This window comes from Tsukamurella pseudospumae (assembly GCF_001575195.1).
Taxonomy (GTDB): Bacteria; Actinomycetota; Actinomycetes; order Mycobacteriales; family Mycobacteriaceae; genus Tsukamurella; species Tsukamurella pseudospumae.
This window is the reverse complement of sequence record NZ_LSRF01000001.1, coordinates 1-14,468: the sequence shown is the minus strand read 5'-3', so window position 1 is coordinate 14,468 and position 14,468 is coordinate 1. Positions and strand designations below refer to the sequence as shown.

Below are 14,468 nucleotides of genomic sequence, written 5' to 3'. Positions count from 1 at the left end.
ACGGCCGGGCCGCTCGCGGAAAACTTGTCGGTGGCTCGGCCTACGCTGGACTCATGGCATTCGCGGCGGAACAACCGGTGGTGGCGCACTCCGAGCATCGGCCGATCGGGGAGATCGAGCGGGCGTCGGCGGAGTTCACGGTGGTCAGCGAGTACGAGCCGGCGGGGGATCAGCCCGCGGCCATCGCGGACCTCGAACGGCGGCTGAACGCGGGGGAGCGGGACGTGGTGCTGCTGGGCGCCACGGGCACCGGCAAGTCGGCCACCACCGCGTGGCTGATCGAGAAGGTGCAGCGGCCCACGCTGATCATGGCGCCGAACAAGACCCTGGCCGCGCAGCTCGCGAACGAGCTGCGGGCGATGCTGCCGAACAACGCGGTCGAGTACTTCGTCTCGTACTACGACTACTACCAACCCGAGGCGTACATCGCGCAGTCCGATACCTACATCGAGAAGGACTCGTCGATCAACGACGACGTGGAGCGGCTGCGGCACTCGGCGACGTCCTCACTGCTGTCCCGGCGCGACGTGGTGGTGGTCGCGTCCGTCTCGTGCATCTACGGCCTCGGCACCCCGCAGAGCTACCTGGATCGCTCGGTGCAGCTCGAGGTCGGCATGGAGGTGGATCGGGACGCGCTGCTGCGGCTGCTGGTGGACGTGCAGTACAGCCGCAACGACACGGCGTTCACCCGCGGGTCGTTCCGCGTCCGGGGCGACACCGTCGAGATCATCCCCTCGTACGAGGAGCTCGCGATCCGGATCGAGTTCTTCGGGGACGAGATCGAGGCGCTCTACTACCTGCACCCCCTCACGGGCGACATCGTGCGCGAGGTGGAGAACCTGCGGATCTTCCCCGCGACGCACTACGTCGCGGGCCCCGAGCGGATGGCCCGCGCGATCGACGGCATCGAGGCCGAGCTCGAGGAGCGGCTCGCGGAGTTCGAGCGGCAGGGCAAGCTGCTCGAGGCGCAGCGGCTGCGCATGCGCACCCAGTACGACGTGGAGATGATGCGGCAGGTCGGGTTCTGCTCCGGGATCGAGAACTACAGCCGCCACATCGACGGGCGCGAGGCCGGCTCGGCGCCGGCCACGTTGATCGATTACTTCCCGGAGGACTTCCTCCTGGTGATCGACGAATCGCATGTCACGGTCCCGCAGATCGGCGCGATGTTCGAGGGCGACGCCTCGCGCAAGCGCAATCTCGTGGACTTCGGCTTCCGGTTGCCGTCCGCCGTCGACAACCGTCCGCTCACCTGGGACGAGTTCGAGGGTCGCATCGGGCAGACGGTCTACCTCTCGGCCACGCCGGGCCAGTACGAGCTCGGGCAGACGGGCGGAGAGTTCGTCGAGCAGGTGATCCGCCCCACCGGGCTGGTCGATCCGGAGGTCGTGATCAAGCCGACCAAGGGTCAGATCGACGATCTCATCCACGAGATCCGCGAGCGCACCGAGAAGGACGAGCGGGTCCTGGTGACCACGCTGACCAAGAAGATGGCCGAGGACCTCACCGATTACCTGCTGGACGCGGGCATCCGGGTGCGCTACCTGCACAGCGATATCGATACGCTACGGCGCGTGGAGCTGCTGCGGCAGCTGCGGCTCGGCGAGTACGACGTACTCGTGGGCATCAACCTGCTCCGCGAGGGCCTCGATCTGCCCGAGGTGTCGCTGGTGGCGATTCTCGATGCCGACAAGGAGGGCTTCCTGCGCTCCACCACGTCGCTGATCCAGACGATCGGTCGCGCGGCCCGCAACGTGTCGGGCGAGGTGCACATGTACGCCGACAAGGTGACCGACTCGATGCGGGTGGCGATCGAGGAGACGGATCGCCGCCGCGAGAAGCAGATCGCGTACAACACGAAGATGGGCGTCGATCCGAAGCCGCTGCGGAAGAAGATCGCCGACATCCTCGACCAGGTGTACACCGAGGCGGAGGACACCGAGCAGGCCATCGGCGGGTCCGGCCGCAACGCAACCCGCGGGCGGCGCGCCCAGGGTGAGCTGCGGTCGGTGTCGGCAGTGAGCGCCGGGATGTACGAGGGCGAGGACGTGAAGTCCATGCCGCGCGCCGAGCTCGCCGATCTGATCTCCGAACTCACCGATCAGATGATGAATGCCGCGCGGGAACTGCAATTCGAGCTGGCGGGACGCATTCGGGACGAGATCGCGGATCTGAAGAAGGAACTGCGCGGAATGGACGCGGCAGGTTTGCAATGACCTGCGAATCCGGTTACATCGGCCGTTTCGGTGTGTTCCGCGCCGCAAACTGCCTGTTCCCGGGCCGGATGGGGCTATTGTGTCGGAGAAGTATGCCAGGGCATTCCAACCTGGTGGACGTCCGCTAGAGCAATCTAGAGAAAGAGGAGACTCGATGAGTGGCTACAGCACGATCGTCGTCGGCACCGATGGTTCGGAGTCGTCGCTGCGCGCAGTGGAGCGCGCCGCTGCGCTGTCCGCCGGCGCGCAGCTGGTGATCGCCTGCGCATTCCTGCCCAGCGAGGGGGCCGATCCGGCCGCCGCCGACGTCCTGGGCGCGGACGCGTACCAGCTGCAGGGAGCGAACCCCGTCAACGACATGCTGCGTACCGCCGAGGGGCGCGCGCTCAAGGCCGGCGCGCAGAACGTCGAGAAGCGGGCCATCAAGGGCCAGCCGGTCGACGCTCTGCTGGACCTGGTGAAGTCGCTGCCCGAGCCGGCCCTGCTGGTCGTGGGCAACAAGGGCATGAACTCCCTCACCGGTCGTCTGCTGGGCTCGGTGCCGTCCGACGCCGCCCGCAAGACCTCCGTGGACATCCTGATCGTCCACACCACGTAGGCAGCACCATCTAACAGCCGGGGGCTCAGGCCTCCAGAGCGCGCAGCGCGCGCGGCAGCGACCCGGACGCGACCACGGTCAGCGTCTGGGTCGCTCGCGTCAGTGCCACGTACAGATCCCGCAGCCCGCGGTCGAATTCGACATCGGCGGGCTCGCCCACGATCAGGCCCGGCTCCACCACGATCACGTGGTCGAATTCGAGGCCCTTCGCGTCTCGGACGCCCATCACGCGGACGTTCGGTCCCGTCAGACGGCGCAGCGGCGCTACCAGGTTCGACGGTGCCAGGACCGCCGTCAGCCGGTCGGGATCGTCCGGCAGTTCCGTCCGAACGGCCTCGACGAGCGCCTGACGGCCGGCGGCACCGTCGACGTGGACGAGCCGCGGCGGCTGCGCGCCGGACCGCACGGAGGTCGGCGGGGCGAGCGTCGGGTCGATCTCGGTCAGCACGTCCGCAGCGAGATCCATGATCTCCTTCGGCGTCCGGTAGTTCACCGTGAGCTCGGCGACCTTGAACCGGCCGGGAACGTACGGGTCCAGCGCCTGATTCCAGCTGGTCGTTCCGGCGGCGTCGCCGGTCTGCGCGGTGTCGCCCACGAGCGTCATCCACCGGTTCGGGCTGCGCCGCATCAGCATTCGCCAGGCCATCGCCGAGAGTTCCTGCGCCTCATCGACGATGATGTGCCCGAAGGTCCACGTGCGGTCATCGCGCGCCCGATCGGCGGTGGTGTTGAACTCGCGCACCGTTTGTCGCTGTGCGAGCTGCTCGGCGTCGATGAGGTCGTAGGCCATGAGGATCTCGGCGTCGAACTCGTCGTCGAGGTCCTGCGGCGCGGAGCCGGTGAGGATGTCGAGCGCCTCCTGCGCCTCCTCGAGGCGCTGCCTCCACTGCCGCTCGGCCTCGTCCGCGTCGGCGTCGTCGTCGCCGAGGAACTCGGCGATCTCGTCGAGCAGCGGCGCATCGCCGGGCGAGAACGCGGGCTTGCCGTCGGGCCCCGTCGTCAGGTCCCGACGGAGCTCGGCGCGCTCGGCGTCCGTCAGGTCCGGCGCGGCCTCGGCCAGGCGGTCCTCATCGCGGAGGAGCTCCGTCAGCACGCGCTGCGGCGTCAGCGCCGGCCACAGCTGATCGAGCGCGCCCAGCACCTCGCGGTCCTGCGCCAACTCGTCGCGGATGTCGCTGATGTCGGTGCGGGAGAGCAGCATCGTGTTGTCCACGACCGACGAGCCGATGGTTGCCGCATGCTGGGCGGCCAGCGCGTCGAGCGCGGACTGCCGGAAGATCGCGCGGGCGGTGTTGTGCGGGCGCCGGGAGCTGCGTGCCCGGCCGCGGGCCCGGGTCGCGAGCTTCTTGTCGAGCGTGAGCGGGTAGCCGTCGAACTTCAGGACGATCGGCTCGTCGGGCACCGTCTGCCAGCCCCGCACGGCCTGCTTGCAGACCTCGACCATGCCCGTCGAACCCTTGAGTCGGGCCGCGGCCGCGGTGTCGTCCAGGACGGCGATCACGCCCGGGTACAGATCTCCGACGGTGCTGAGCAGCACGCCCGTCTCGCCCAGGCTCGGCAGCACCTGGCTGATGTAGGTGAGGAAGGTCTCGTTGGGGCCGACGATGAGAACGCCGGTGCGCGAGAGGTTCTGGCGGTAGGTGTACAGCAGGTAGGCGGCGCGGTGCAGCGCGACCGCCGTCTTGCCGGTGCCCGGCCCGCCCTGGACGACGAGGACGCCGCGGTGCTCGGAGCGGATGATCGCGTCCTGTTCACGCTGGATGGTCTCGACGATGTCGGCCATGTGTCCCGTGCGGGCCCGGTTCAGTGCCTCGACGAGCGCGGACTCGCCGGCGACGTTCGAGCCCAGGCCGTTCTCGGCACCGTCGGGCCCGATGTCGAGAGGCTCGCCGGTGAGGGTGAGCCGCTCCGCGACCACGCCCGTGAGGTCCCGGCCCCGGGTGCGCACGTGCCTGCGGACGGCGACGCCCTCGGGCTGCGCGGGGGTCGCGAGGTAGAACGGGCGGGCGAGCGGCGCACGCCAGTCGAGGAGGAGGGTGCTCAGGTCCTCGTCGTCGTCGAGGACGCCGATGCGCCCGATGCGTCGGACGGCGTCCGCGGATCCGTCCTGGTCGGCCATGTCGAGGCGGCCGAAGTACAGGTTCTGCTCGGCGGCGTCGTACTTGGCGATGTCGTCGGTGTAGAGCTGGTGGTACGAGTCCCGCTCGGAGATCTCCTGCGGGTTCTCGCCCACCTCCTGCAGATTGTCGGTCCGCCGACGGTTCGCGGTGTCCCGCATGGCGTCGATTCGGGCGTACACGCGATCGAGGTGGTCCTGCTCCTCGGTGAGCAGGGGGTCGACGGCGTCGGTGGTCACGGCACTCCTCGTGGGCGGCTGCGATGAATCAGACCGTCCATTGTCCACGATCCGCGGCCGTCGTGGGGTGAGCGCCCTCACCGACCGGGTCGGGGCCGCCTGCCCAGGGCCTGCAGGTGCGCGGCGGACGCCGTGTGCCGGGCGACGCTCAGGCCCAGGAACTCCGCGATCGCCGCGAGTTGCGCGTCGTCGAACCGGGCGAGGGCGGCGTGCGCCTCGGTCACGCGATCGCCGAAGAGCTCGGTGACGATCTCGACGCACTGCGGCGTCGGCGTGACCAGGACCCGCCGGCCGTGGGTGGGGTCCGGCACGCGGTGCACGTAGCCGGCCGCGACGAGGCGGTCCGTCATCGTCGTCACGGATCCGGGTGTCAGGTTCATCGCCCGCGCGAGCTGTCGCACCGGCTGGGGGCCGTGCCGGAAGACGATGTCGAGGCAGCGCAGGTCCGTGCGGCCGATGCCCAGGTGATCGGCGAGGGCCTGGTCGTCGGCGTCGATCGACGCCTGCAGGTCCGCCATCGTGCGCCCGATCGATCGTTCGCGGTCCGCGCGGTTGTTCTCGACAGGAGGCATGGCTCCAGCGTAGTGTTTGATTATCAAACACTCAACAGGAGGATGATCATGACCGAACGCGACGAACGCCCCTCGGCGACGAACACCGCACTCGGCGGACTCGTCGCGTGGATCAGCGGCAAGGATTCGACGAAGCGCGGCACCTCTCCGCTCGACGGTGCCGTCGGAGAGTTGTTGTCCTGGGTCACGGGCAAGGGCGGAAAGAAGGACAAGCGGGTCCGGTAGTCACCGGCCGGATCGTGTGCCTGCCGTCAGCGACGGACGATCGACTTCACCATCAGGTAGCCCATGACTGCGAGGTAGACGATCAGTAGGACGCCCACGATCCGGGCGGTCGTGCTGTCACCGTCGATCAGGAGGTAGCCGAGCAGGGGCACCCCGACGAAGAGTGGGATGAACATCATCGTCGCCGCACGCCGGGTTCGGCGGTTGTCCGGTGGGGGAGTCTCGGCGTGGCCACTCCGGAGGCGCTCGCGGGCACTGACCTCAGGTACGGGGTCGTCATCCATCAGACGCTCCCCTTCGGGTAGTCGGGCAGGTCGATGCCGTTGATCGCGCGCTCGATGACGGCCGTGTCCCAGTCCGCCGGAGAGGTCGCGGGTTCCTCGCCGGTTGCGGGGATGATGCGGCTGTCGGCGTTCCACCGAGCGACCTGCTGGTTCGCGTCGACCATCGGCTGGAGGAGTCGTTCGTAGGCGGCGAACGCGGACTCCGGTCGCCAGTCCGCGGCGGCGAGTTCGCCGGCCAGGACGTACGCGCCGACCAGCGCGAGGCTGGTGCCCTGCCCCGACATCGGCGACGAGCAGAACGCGGCGTCGCCGAGCAGCGCCACGCGCCCCGTCGACCAGCGGTCCATCACGACCTGCGCGACCTCGTCGAGGTAGAAGTCCTCGGCGGCGTCGAGGTGCTCAAGGATGCGAGGCGTGAGCCAGCCCATGCCCTGCATCCGCGCGCGGAGCAGGAGCTTCTGTGCGGTGACGTCGCGGCGGTCCGCGTCGGGCTCGGACTCGGGTGAGGCGAAGGAGAACAGTGCCATGCCGAGAGTCGCGTCGCGGATCGGGCGCAGACCCGCGGTCCGGCCGGGCGTGATGCAGTCGATGAGCCAGCTGTCGAGGCCGAATTCGTTGGGCACGGTGTAGAAGGCCATGGTGTGCCCGAGGTGACGGATGTGGTCCTCGTGCGGCCCGAAGGCCAGCGCGCGGAGGGACGAGTGCAGGCCGTCCGCGCCGATCACCAGGTCGAACCGATCGGCGGCCCGGTGCTCGAAGGTGACGTCGACGCCGTCGGCATCCTGGGTGAAGGTGGTGATCCGGTCGCCGAAGAGGTATTCGACCCGGGCGTGGGTGGCGTCGTAGAGGACCTGGCTCAGGTCGCCGCGGAGGATCTCGATGTCGGCGATGAAGCCGTCACCACCGTCGTCCTCGGCGCTGAAGGACTGGACGACGGTGCCGTCCTCGTCCACGATGCGCGCGCCCGCGGTCTCCGTGCGCGCCGCGCGGACGGCCTCGTCGAGCCCCATTCGGCGGATCACCTCGCGGGCCACCCCGCGCGCGTCGACGGCCTGGCCGCCGGGGCGGAGGCCAGGAGCGCGTTCCACGACGGTGACGGTGGCGCCGTAGCGCGCGAGCCAGTGGGCGAGGGCGGGCCCGGCGATGCTCGCGCCGGCGATCAGGATCCTCGGACCGGTCATGGTCTCCTCGATCGTTCGCGGGAATAACGGTCCCGATCATTGTGGCGCAGGATCAGCGGAGCGTCACACTGGACGCATGACACGGTGGGTGCTGCACGTCGACATGGACCAGTTCCTGGCCGCGATCGAGATGCAGCGTCGCCCGGAGTTGGTGGGGCTCCCCGTGGTCGTCGGCGGACGCGGCGACCCGGCCGAACGGGCCGTGGTGTCGACGGCGTCGTACGAGGCCCGTGCGTTCGGCATCCGGTCCGGCATGCCGCTGCGCACCGCGGCCAAGCGATGTCCCGACGCCGTCTTCCTCCCCGTGGACTTCCCTGTCTACGAACAGGTGTCCGCCAACGTGATGTGCGCCCTACGCGCCCTTCCGGACGCGGCCGTGCAGGTGCTGGGCTGGGACGAGGCCTTCGTCGGGCTGGACACCGAGGACCCGGCCGCGGCGGCCGCCGCCATTCAACGGGCGGTGGTCGACGCGACCGGTCTGCATTGCTCGATCGGGATCGGTGACACCACCGTGCGCGCGAAGAACGCCACGGACCTCGGCAAGCCGCGCGGCGTCTTCCAGCTCACCAGTGGAAACTGGCTCGCGGTGATGGGCGAGCGGCCGACGCGGGACCTGTGGGGGATCGGATCGCGGTTGTCCCAGCGGCTGGCGGGCCTCGGCGTCAGCACGGTCGCAGACCTGGCCGCCGCCGACGCGACCTCCCTGGCCGCGGAGTTCGGGCCGCGCACCGGCCCGTACCTGCTGGGGTTGGGGCGCGGCGCGGGGCCCGATCGGGTGGACGAGACGCCGTGGGTCGCTCGCGCCCACGGGCACGAGCGGACTTTCCAGGAGGATCTCGCGACGCCTGAGCAGATCCGTGCCGCGTTGGACGAGCTGGCGGGCGCAGTCGCGGCGGACCTACGGGCGGAGGCCCGCCCATGCATGCGGGTGCACCTGAAGGTGAGGTTCGCGCCCTTCTTCACCGTCAACCGCGTACGCAAGCTGCCCGAGCCGACCTTCGACCCGGCGAGCATCGCCGACACCGCCGAGGCCCTGTACCGAGCCCTCGACGACGAACGCCCCGTACGGCTGCTGGGCGTGCGCGGCGAGATGGTGCCGCCGGAGGGCGGCTACCCCTGATCGACTACCACCCTCGCTCGCGCCACTCCGCGAGGTGCGGGCGCTCGGCGCCGAGGGTGGTGCCTTTGCCGTGGCCGGGGTGGACGACGGTGTGGTCGTCGAACCGGTCGAAGAGCTTGGTGGTCACGTCGGCGTAGAGGCGGTCGAAGTCACCGGGCTGCCAGGTCTTGCCCACGCCACCCGGGAACAGGCAGTCGCCGGTGAACAGGTGGACGGGGGCACCGTCGACCTCGGGGCGCAGGGCGAGCGCGATCGACCCGGGCGTGTGCCCGACCAGCTCGATGACGTCGAAGACGAGGTCGCCGATCGCGAGCACCTCGCCGTCGGAGAGGGTGCGGTCGGTGGGGGCGTCGATGCCCTCCGCGTCGTTGACGCCGGCGGCGGCCGGCACGCCGAGACCCTCCCGGACCTCCTTGAGCGCGTACCAGTGGTCGAGGTGACGGTGCGTGGTGACGATGAGCTCGACGCCGCCCGTCGCCCGCGCGAACTCGAGGATCCGCTCTGCGTCGTTGGCCGCGTCGATGAGCAGCGTGCGGCCGGCGGAATCACTCACCAGGTACACGTTGTTGTCCATACCGCCGACGGAGATCTGATTGATCGTGGTGGTCACGGGCCTCACGGTACCGCGCGGCGGAAAACTTGTCGGTGGGCTTCTCTAGCATTGATCCGGGTCCCGTCTGTGGGCCTGCAAGCTCGGACGGAAGGAAAACGGTGGCTGATCGCCTGATCGTGCGCGGAGCGCGCGAACACAACCTGCGGGGTGTCGATGTGGACCTCCCGCGCGACAGCCTGATCGTGTTCACCGGGCTGTCCGGCTCAGGCAAGTCCAGCCTCGCGTTCGACACGATCTTCGCCGAGGGGCAGCGCCGCTACGTGGAGTCGCTGTCGGCGTATGCGCGGCAGTTCCTCGGCCAGATGGACAAGCCCGATGTCGACTTCATCGAGGGGCTCTCGCCCGCGGTGTCGATCGACCAGAAGTCGACGAACCGCAACCCGCGGTCCACCGTCGGCACCATCACCGAGGTGTACGACTACCTGCGCCTGCTCTACGCGCGGGCGGGAACACCCCACTGCCCGGAGTGCGGCTCGGTCATCGCGCGGCAGACGCCGCAGCAGATCGTCGACCAGGTGCTGGAGATGGAACAGGGCACCCGGTTCCAGGTGCTGGCCCCGGTCGTGCGCACCCGCAAGGGCGAGTTCGTGGACCTGTTCAACCAGCTGCAGACGCAGGGCTACTCGCGCGCCCGGATCGACGGAGTGGTGTACCAGCTCGCCGAGCCGCCCAAGTTGAAGAAGCAGGAGAAGCACGACATCGAGGTCGTGGTGGATCGGCTCGCGGTGAAGAACACCGCGAAGCAGCGCCTCACCGACTCGATCGAGACGGCCCTGCGGCTGGCCGACGGCATCGTCGTCCTCGATTTCGTGGACCGCGAGGAGAACGATCCCGAGCGGGAGCGGCGCTTCTCCGAGAAGATGGCCTGCCCCAACGGCCACCCGATCGCCGTCGACGATCTCGAGCCCCGCTCGTTCTCGTTCAACTCGCCGTACGGCGCGTGCCCGGAGTGCGACGGCCTCGGCGTCCGCAAGGAGGTCGACCCGGAGCTCGTCGTCCCCGACCCGTTGTTGTCGCTGGCCGACGGTGCCATCGCGCCCTGGTCGTCGGGGCAGAGCGCCGAGTACTTCCTGCGTCTGCTCTCCGGCCTGGCCGACGCGATGGGCTTCGACCTGGACACCCCGTGGAAGGACCTGCCGGCGAAGGCGCGCAAGGCCGTCATCGAGGGCTCCGAGCACCAGGTCCACGTGAAGTACCGCAACCGGTACGGCCGCACCCGCTCGTACTACGCCGAGTTCGAGGGCGTCATGCCCTTCCTGCACCGCCGGCTCGAGTCCACGGAGTCGGAGCAGATGAAGGAGCGGTACGAGGGCTACATGCGCGACGTGCCGTGTCCGGCCTGCTCCGGCGCGCGGCTACGGCCCGAGATCCTCGCGGTCACGCTCGATCACCCGCGGTTCGGGGAGAAGTCGATCGCCGACGTCTCCGCGATGTCCGTGGGGGAGTGCTCGGACTACCTGTCCGACCTCAAGCTCGGCGCGCGCGAAGCCGCGATCGCCGGCCGCGTGCTCAAGGAGGTGCAGGCGCGCATCGCGTTCCTGCTGGACGTGGGCCTGGAGTATCTCTCGCTCTCCCGTGCGGCCGGCTCGCTGTCCGGCGGTGAGGCGCAGCGCATCCGCCTGGCCACGCAGATCGGCTCCGGCCTGGCGGGCGTGCTCTACGTGCTCGACGAGCCGTCCATCGGCCTGCACCAGCGCGACAACCGCCGGCTCATCGACACGCTCGTGCGCCTGCGGGACCTGGGCAACACGCTCATCGTCGTCGAGCACGACGAGGACACGATCCGCATGGCGGACTGGGTGGTCGACATCGGCCCGTACGCGGGTGAGCACGGCGGCAACGTGGTGCACAGCGGCACCTACAAGGCGCTGCTCAAGAACAAGGAGTCGCTGACCGGCGCCTACCTGTCCGGGCGGCGCGCCTTGCCCGTGCCCGCGGTCCGGCGCCCGATCGACAAGAAGCGCCAGCTCAAGGTCGTCGGCGCACGCGAGCACAACCTGCAGAACATCGACGTGTCGTTCCCGCTGGGCGTGCTCACGGCGGTCACGGGCGTGTCCGGGTCCGGAAAGTCCACGCTGGTCAACGACATCCTCTCGACGGTGCTGGCCAACAAGCTCAACGGGGCACGGCAGGTTCCGGGGCGGCACAGCCGCGTCACGGGGCTCGACGATCTCGACAAGCTGGTGCAGGTCGACCAGTCGCCGATCGGCCGCACTCCGCGGTCCAACCCGGCCACCTACACGGGCGTCTTCGACAAGATCCGCACGCTGTTCGCGGCCACCACCGAGGCGAAGGTCCGCGGCTACCAGCCCGGTCGCTTCTCGTTCAACGTCAAGGGCGGCCGGTGCGAGTCGTGTTCGGGCGACGGCACCATCAAGATCGAGATGAACTTCCTGCCGGACGTGTACGTGCCGTGCGAGGTGTGCCACGGCGCGCGGTACAACCGCGAGACGCTCGAGGTGCACTACAAGGGCAAGAGCATCGCCGAGGTGCTGGACATGCCGATCGAGGAGGCCGCCGAGTTCTTCGAGGCGGTCACCTCGATCCACCGCTACCTCAAGACGCTGGTCGAGGTCGGCCTCGGCTACGTCCGGCTGGGGCAGCCCGCCACCACGCTGTCCGGCGGCGAGGCGCAGCGCGTCAAGCTGGCCGCGGAGCTGCAGAAGCGGTCCAACGGCCGCACCGTCTACATCCTCGACGAGCCCACGACGGGTCTGCACTTCGAGGACATCGCGAAGCTGCTGCAGGTGATCGACGGGCTGGTCGACAAGGGGAACTCGATCATCGTCATCGAGCACAACCTGGACGTCATCAAGACCGCCGATTGGATCATCGACATGGGGCCGGAAGGCGGCAGTGGAGGCGGCACCGTCGTCGCGCAGGGGACGCCCGAGGACGTGGCGGCCGCGCCCGATTCGTACACAGGGAAGTTCCTCGCGGAGGTGCTGGCCACGTCGTAGGGCGTGTCGCCCTGGGGATGGGGTTGTGGACGCGCGGTGGAGGAGTTGGGGATGCCTGTGGAGCGCGATCCACAGCATCTTGTGTAAATTGCACGCGTGTGACACTAGATGTAGTGTTGATGGCATGAGCAACGTGATCGTCTACACCAAGCCCGCGTGCGTGCAGTGCACGGCGACCTACCGCGCGCTCGACCTGGTAATCAGGTCGTTCTGAGTCTGATCGTTGTGTAAGGCGCAGTGGTTAGGAGATGTTGTGTCTGGGATCGCCTGTACGGACGCTGTTTGTTCTGTTCGGTTCGGCCCACCCGCTGAGCGGGTGGGCCGGGGTTGAACTGTTTTGTGGCGTGAACCAGGTGCCGCTGCTGGCTCGTCCGGATACGGAGTAGGAGAAGGCTATGTCTGAGGTTGTCGTTTACAGCAAGCCGGCGTGTGTTCAGTGCACCGCTACGATTCGCTCGCTTGAGCGGGCGAATGTTGACCATCGAGTCGTCGATCTTGCGGCTGACGACGATGCGCGGGATTACGTTCTCGCTCTCGGATACTTGCAGGCGCCCGTGGTGGTGACTGATCGGGGTGAGCACTGGAGTGGTTTCCGGCCGGACCGGCTTCGAGCGCTCGGTGGGGCACGAGCTGCCGGTCAGGGGGCCTGAGAGACTCGCTTTGGCGCGCGGGGATGGATTGTCGCGCAATCGCGGAGAGAACCGGCGCCCATAGAGCATGGGGACTCCGGCCTCGGGGTTGGTTCACTGAATCGACGAGTGCTCGGGTGTGTGCGTAGGTGCCCCTGTGTGCGACCGGGCGCCCAGTACTCGTGTGCCTAGGGTCACCGCTGGTTGGAGTCAAGTGGGAGCGCAACCGGTCCGCTTCTCGTTCCAGGAGCGCACCTGGATTTGGTGGTTGGGCCGAAGGTTTGCTCGCCAGGGTTCAAGCTAGCCCCATGCGAATGTTCCGAGAATTGGTCTCGAGGAGCGACGACCCGAGTGCGACCAAGGATGCAGGTGATCTGTATTCCATGCGGCCGAGCCCACGCAAGATCCGCTTGCTCATCGACCTCGAGTCGGTGATCGATCGCCCCGACGCCGAAGCTGACCGCCTACTTCAGGGGCTGTGCGGCTACGACAACGTCGAAACTCTCGTGATCGAGATGTCGAAAGTCCGCACGAGCGACAAGGAAGGCGCCTCCGACGTCGACCCGGGGCCTCAGGACGGAACAGTCGTTTTGACTGACGTAACTGCACACAACGGCCCATTTTCCCTCCCGGGGCCTAGATACCTTTGGGAGGTCACTGGCGACCGTCCGCATTTCGATCGATCTGTGACTACTTCGGCGCACGGTTGGGTGAGCCCGATGCCTCAACTCAACGAGACGTACCAGCTCGCGGCGGCGCGTTGCCGACATGCCGCGCCCGACGAGCTCAAGCCGCGTGTTGATCGTGCGGTCCTTCTGGCCGAGACCGGCCGTGCGATCGACTACGACCTCATTGTGTCTGAGGCGGAGGAATGTGGCGGAGAGCTGGCCATCGCGACACGGGCGAACGTTGTCTCACGCGCTCAAGCGATCCCGATAGTTGCGCACTACCTTCGGTGTCAGCAGGTGTATCCCATGCACCCGGTCTCGCCGACCAGGCGGTTGACCATGAATCGACAGGGCTTCTACATCGAAACGGTCTACGCGTGCAGTCCAGGCTTGTGGCATTGGCTGGGGAAATGCGAGATCACAGCTCGATCGCACCCTGATTCCGCATCGTTCCTGTCCGAATGTCACGCGATCATCGGGCGCCTGTCGAGGGCGTTACGGGCGCGTGATTCCCTGATGGCCGCGCTCGGGGCAAAGCAAACTCCTGACGCGGTCGATGATGATCAGGCTCATCGAAAGTCCCCAGTGATGCTCATTGAAATTCCTCACCTGGGTGCGGTCGGATTATAGCGGTCGGCGGCTGGGTGCGATTGCTGTGCGGTGGGTTTCGTTGCGGGCGTGGTGGTCTCGTAGTCGGTAGCTGTCGCCGTCGAGTTTGAGGACGACGGAGCGGTGTAGGAGCCTGTCGAGCATGGCCGCGGCGACGGTGGTGTCGCCGAGGACTTCGCCCCATTCGGAGACCGATCGGTTGGTGGTGATGACGATCGATGTTTTCAGATACCGTTGCGCGACAACCTGAAACAACGCTGATGCGGCTTCGGCGGGCAAGGGGAGGTAGCCGAGTTCGTCGATGACGAGCAGCGTCGGGCCAGCGAAGAACCGCATGGTCGTCGACCAGCGGCCTTCGATCGCCGCTTTGTGGCAGCGGGCGGCCAGGTCGGCGGCGGTGGTGACGTAGGTGCGGTATCCGGCGTGCACTGCGGCAT

General features: G+C 68.2%; 13 protein-coding genes. 7 read left to right on the top strand and 6 right to left on the bottom strand.

All coding sequences use genetic code 11. The features are described 5' to 3' along the window. The first annotated feature begins 53 nt into the window (after positions 1 to 53). Together uvrB and AXK60_RS00050 are read left to right on the top strand one after the other, a co-directional pair. Entirely contained in the window at positions 54 to 2,216 is a 2,163-nt protein-coding gene (gene uvrB / locus AXK60_RS00055) for an excinuclease ABC subunit UvrB (protein ID WP_068568970.1), read from the top strand. A gap of 154 nt (positions 2,217 to 2,370) precedes the next feature. Continuing rightward, positions 2,371 to 2,814 (top strand): universal stress protein, encoded by a 444-nt coding sequence (locus AXK60_RS00050; RefSeq protein ID WP_068568969.1) that lies wholly within the window; start codon positions 2,371 to 2,373, stop codon positions 2,812 to 2,814. A 25-nt stretch (positions 2,815 to 2,839) separates the two neighbouring features. On the opposite strand, the gene AXK60_RS00045 is transcribed toward AXK60_RS00050, so the two are convergent. Beyond that, positions 2,840 to 5,092: a HelD family protein gene (locus tag AXK60_RS00045; RefSeq protein WP_425315207.1), complete on the bottom strand. Its 2,253-nt coding sequence runs from the start codon at positions 5,090 to 5,092 to the stop codon at positions 2,840 to 2,842. Between the two features lie 155 nt (positions 5,093 to 5,247). After that, positions 5,248 to 5,742, bottom strand: a complete 495-nt coding sequence (locus tag AXK60_RS00040) for a MarR family winged helix-turn-helix transcriptional regulator (protein ID WP_068568967.1) — start codon at positions 5,740 to 5,742, stop codon at positions 5,248 to 5,250. 48 nt (positions 5,743 to 5,790) lie between these two features. Between AXK60_RS00040 and AXK60_RS26720 the strand changes: the two genes are divergently transcribed. Beyond that, positions 5,791 to 5,967 carry a hypothetical protein gene (locus tag AXK60_RS26720; RefSeq protein WP_175399900.1) on the top strand — a complete coding sequence of 59 codons (177 nt, stop codon included), beginning with the start codon at positions 5,791 to 5,793 and terminating at the stop codon, positions 5,965 to 5,967. A 26-nt stretch (positions 5,968 to 5,993) separates the two neighbouring features. Here the strand turns inward: AXK60_RS26720 and AXK60_RS00030 are convergent, their stop codons facing one another. Then, on the bottom strand, positions 5,994 to 6,251 hold the full coding sequence (locus AXK60_RS00030; RefSeq protein WP_068568965.1) for a hypothetical protein: 258 nt from the start codon (positions 6,249 to 6,251) through the stop codon (positions 5,994 to 5,996). After that, a complete protein-coding gene (locus AXK60_RS00025; RefSeq protein ID WP_068568964.1) occupies positions 6,251 to 7,432 on the bottom strand; it encodes an FAD-dependent monooxygenase in 1,182 nt (393 codons plus the stop codon). The genes AXK60_RS00030 and AXK60_RS00025 overlap by 1 nt, the downstream gene beginning before the upstream one ends. Before the next feature lie 76 nt (positions 7,433 to 7,508). On the opposite strand from AXK60_RS00025, the gene AXK60_RS00020 reads away from it, so the two are divergent. Continuing rightward, entirely contained in the window at positions 7,509 to 8,552 is a 1,044-nt protein-coding gene (locus AXK60_RS00020; protein ID WP_068568963.1) for a DNA polymerase IV, read from the top strand. A 4-nt stretch (positions 8,553 to 8,556) separates the two neighbouring features. On the opposite strand, the gene AXK60_RS00015 is transcribed toward AXK60_RS00020, so the two are convergent. After that, positions 8,557 to 9,126 (bottom strand): MBL fold metallo-hydrolase, encoded by a 570-nt coding sequence (locus AXK60_RS00015; RefSeq protein ID WP_068569853.1) that lies wholly within the window; start codon positions 9,124 to 9,126, stop codon positions 8,557 to 8,559. Between the two features lie 137 nt (positions 9,127 to 9,263). Here AXK60_RS00015 and uvrA point away from each other — a divergent pair, with 137 nt between their 5' ends. From uvrA to AXK60_RS26065, 3 genes are all read left to right on the top strand, one after another. Next, positions 9,264 to 12,125 (top strand): excinuclease ABC subunit UvrA, encoded by a 2,862-nt coding sequence (gene uvrA, locus AXK60_RS00010; RefSeq protein WP_068568962.1) that lies wholly within the window; start codon positions 9,264 to 9,266, stop codon positions 12,123 to 12,125. Positions 12,126 to 12,520: 395 nt separating this feature from the next. After that, entirely contained in the window at positions 12,521 to 12,775 is a 255-nt protein-coding gene (gene nrdH, locus AXK60_RS25510) for a glutaredoxin-like protein NrdH (RefSeq protein ID WP_082777704.1), read from the top strand. Positions 12,776 to 13,062: 287 nt separating this feature from the next. After that, the gene (locus tag AXK60_RS26065) at positions 13,063 to 14,052 is read left to right on the top strand and encodes a hypothetical protein (protein ID WP_139057670.1); all 990 of its coding nucleotides are present in this window, start codon (positions 13,063 to 13,065) and stop codon (positions 14,050 to 14,052) included. Here AXK60_RS26065 and AXK60_RS00005 read toward each other — a convergent pair. After that, a partial coding sequence (locus tag AXK60_RS00005) for an ATP-binding protein (protein WP_175399899.1) occupies positions 14,047 to 14,468 on the bottom strand: 422 nt, incomplete at its 5' end. The two genes, AXK60_RS26065 and AXK60_RS00005, sit on opposite strands and share 6 nt — an antisense overlap.

Coding starts and splice junctions, on each gene's coding strand:
- AXK60_RS00050 (WP_068568969.1), top strand. CDS start 2,371: ATGAGTGGCTACAGCACGATCGTCGTCGGCACCGATGGTTCGGAGTCG.
- AXK60_RS26065 (WP_139057670.1), top strand. CDS start 13,063: ATGCGAATGTTCCGAGAATTGGTCTCGAGGAGCGACGACCCGAGTGCG.
- uvrB (WP_068568970.1), top strand. CDS start 54: ATGGCATTCGCGGCGGAACAACCGGTGGTGGCGCACTCCGAGCATCGG.
- AXK60_RS00015 (WP_068569853.1), bottom strand. CDS start 9,126: ATGGACAACAACGTGTACCTGGTGAGTGATTCCGCCGGCCGCACGCTG.
- AXK60_RS00030 (WP_068568965.1), bottom strand. CDS start 6,251: ATGGATGACGACCCCGTACCTGAGGTCAGTGCCCGCGAGCGCCTCCGG.
- AXK60_RS00040 (WP_068568967.1), bottom strand. CDS start 5,742: ATGCCTCCTGTCGAGAACAACCGCGCGGACCGCGAACGATCGATCGGG.
- AXK60_RS26720 (WP_175399900.1), top strand. CDS start 5,791: ATGACCGAACGCGACGAACGCCCCTCGGCGACGAACACCGCACTCGGC.
- nrdH (WP_082777704.1), top strand. CDS start 12,521: ATGTCTGAGGTTGTCGTTTACAGCAAGCCGGCGTGTGTTCAGTGCACC.
- AXK60_RS00025 (WP_068568964.1), bottom strand. CDS start 7,432: ATGACCGGTCCGAGGATCCTGATCGCCGGCGCGAGCATCGCCGGGCCC.
- AXK60_RS00045 (WP_425315207.1), bottom strand. CDS start 5,092: ATGCGGGACACCGCGAACCGTCGGCGGACCGACAATCTGCAGGAGGTG.
- AXK60_RS00020 (WP_068568963.1), top strand. CDS start 7,509: ATGACACGGTGGGTGCTGCACGTCGACATGGACCAGTTCCTGGCCGCG.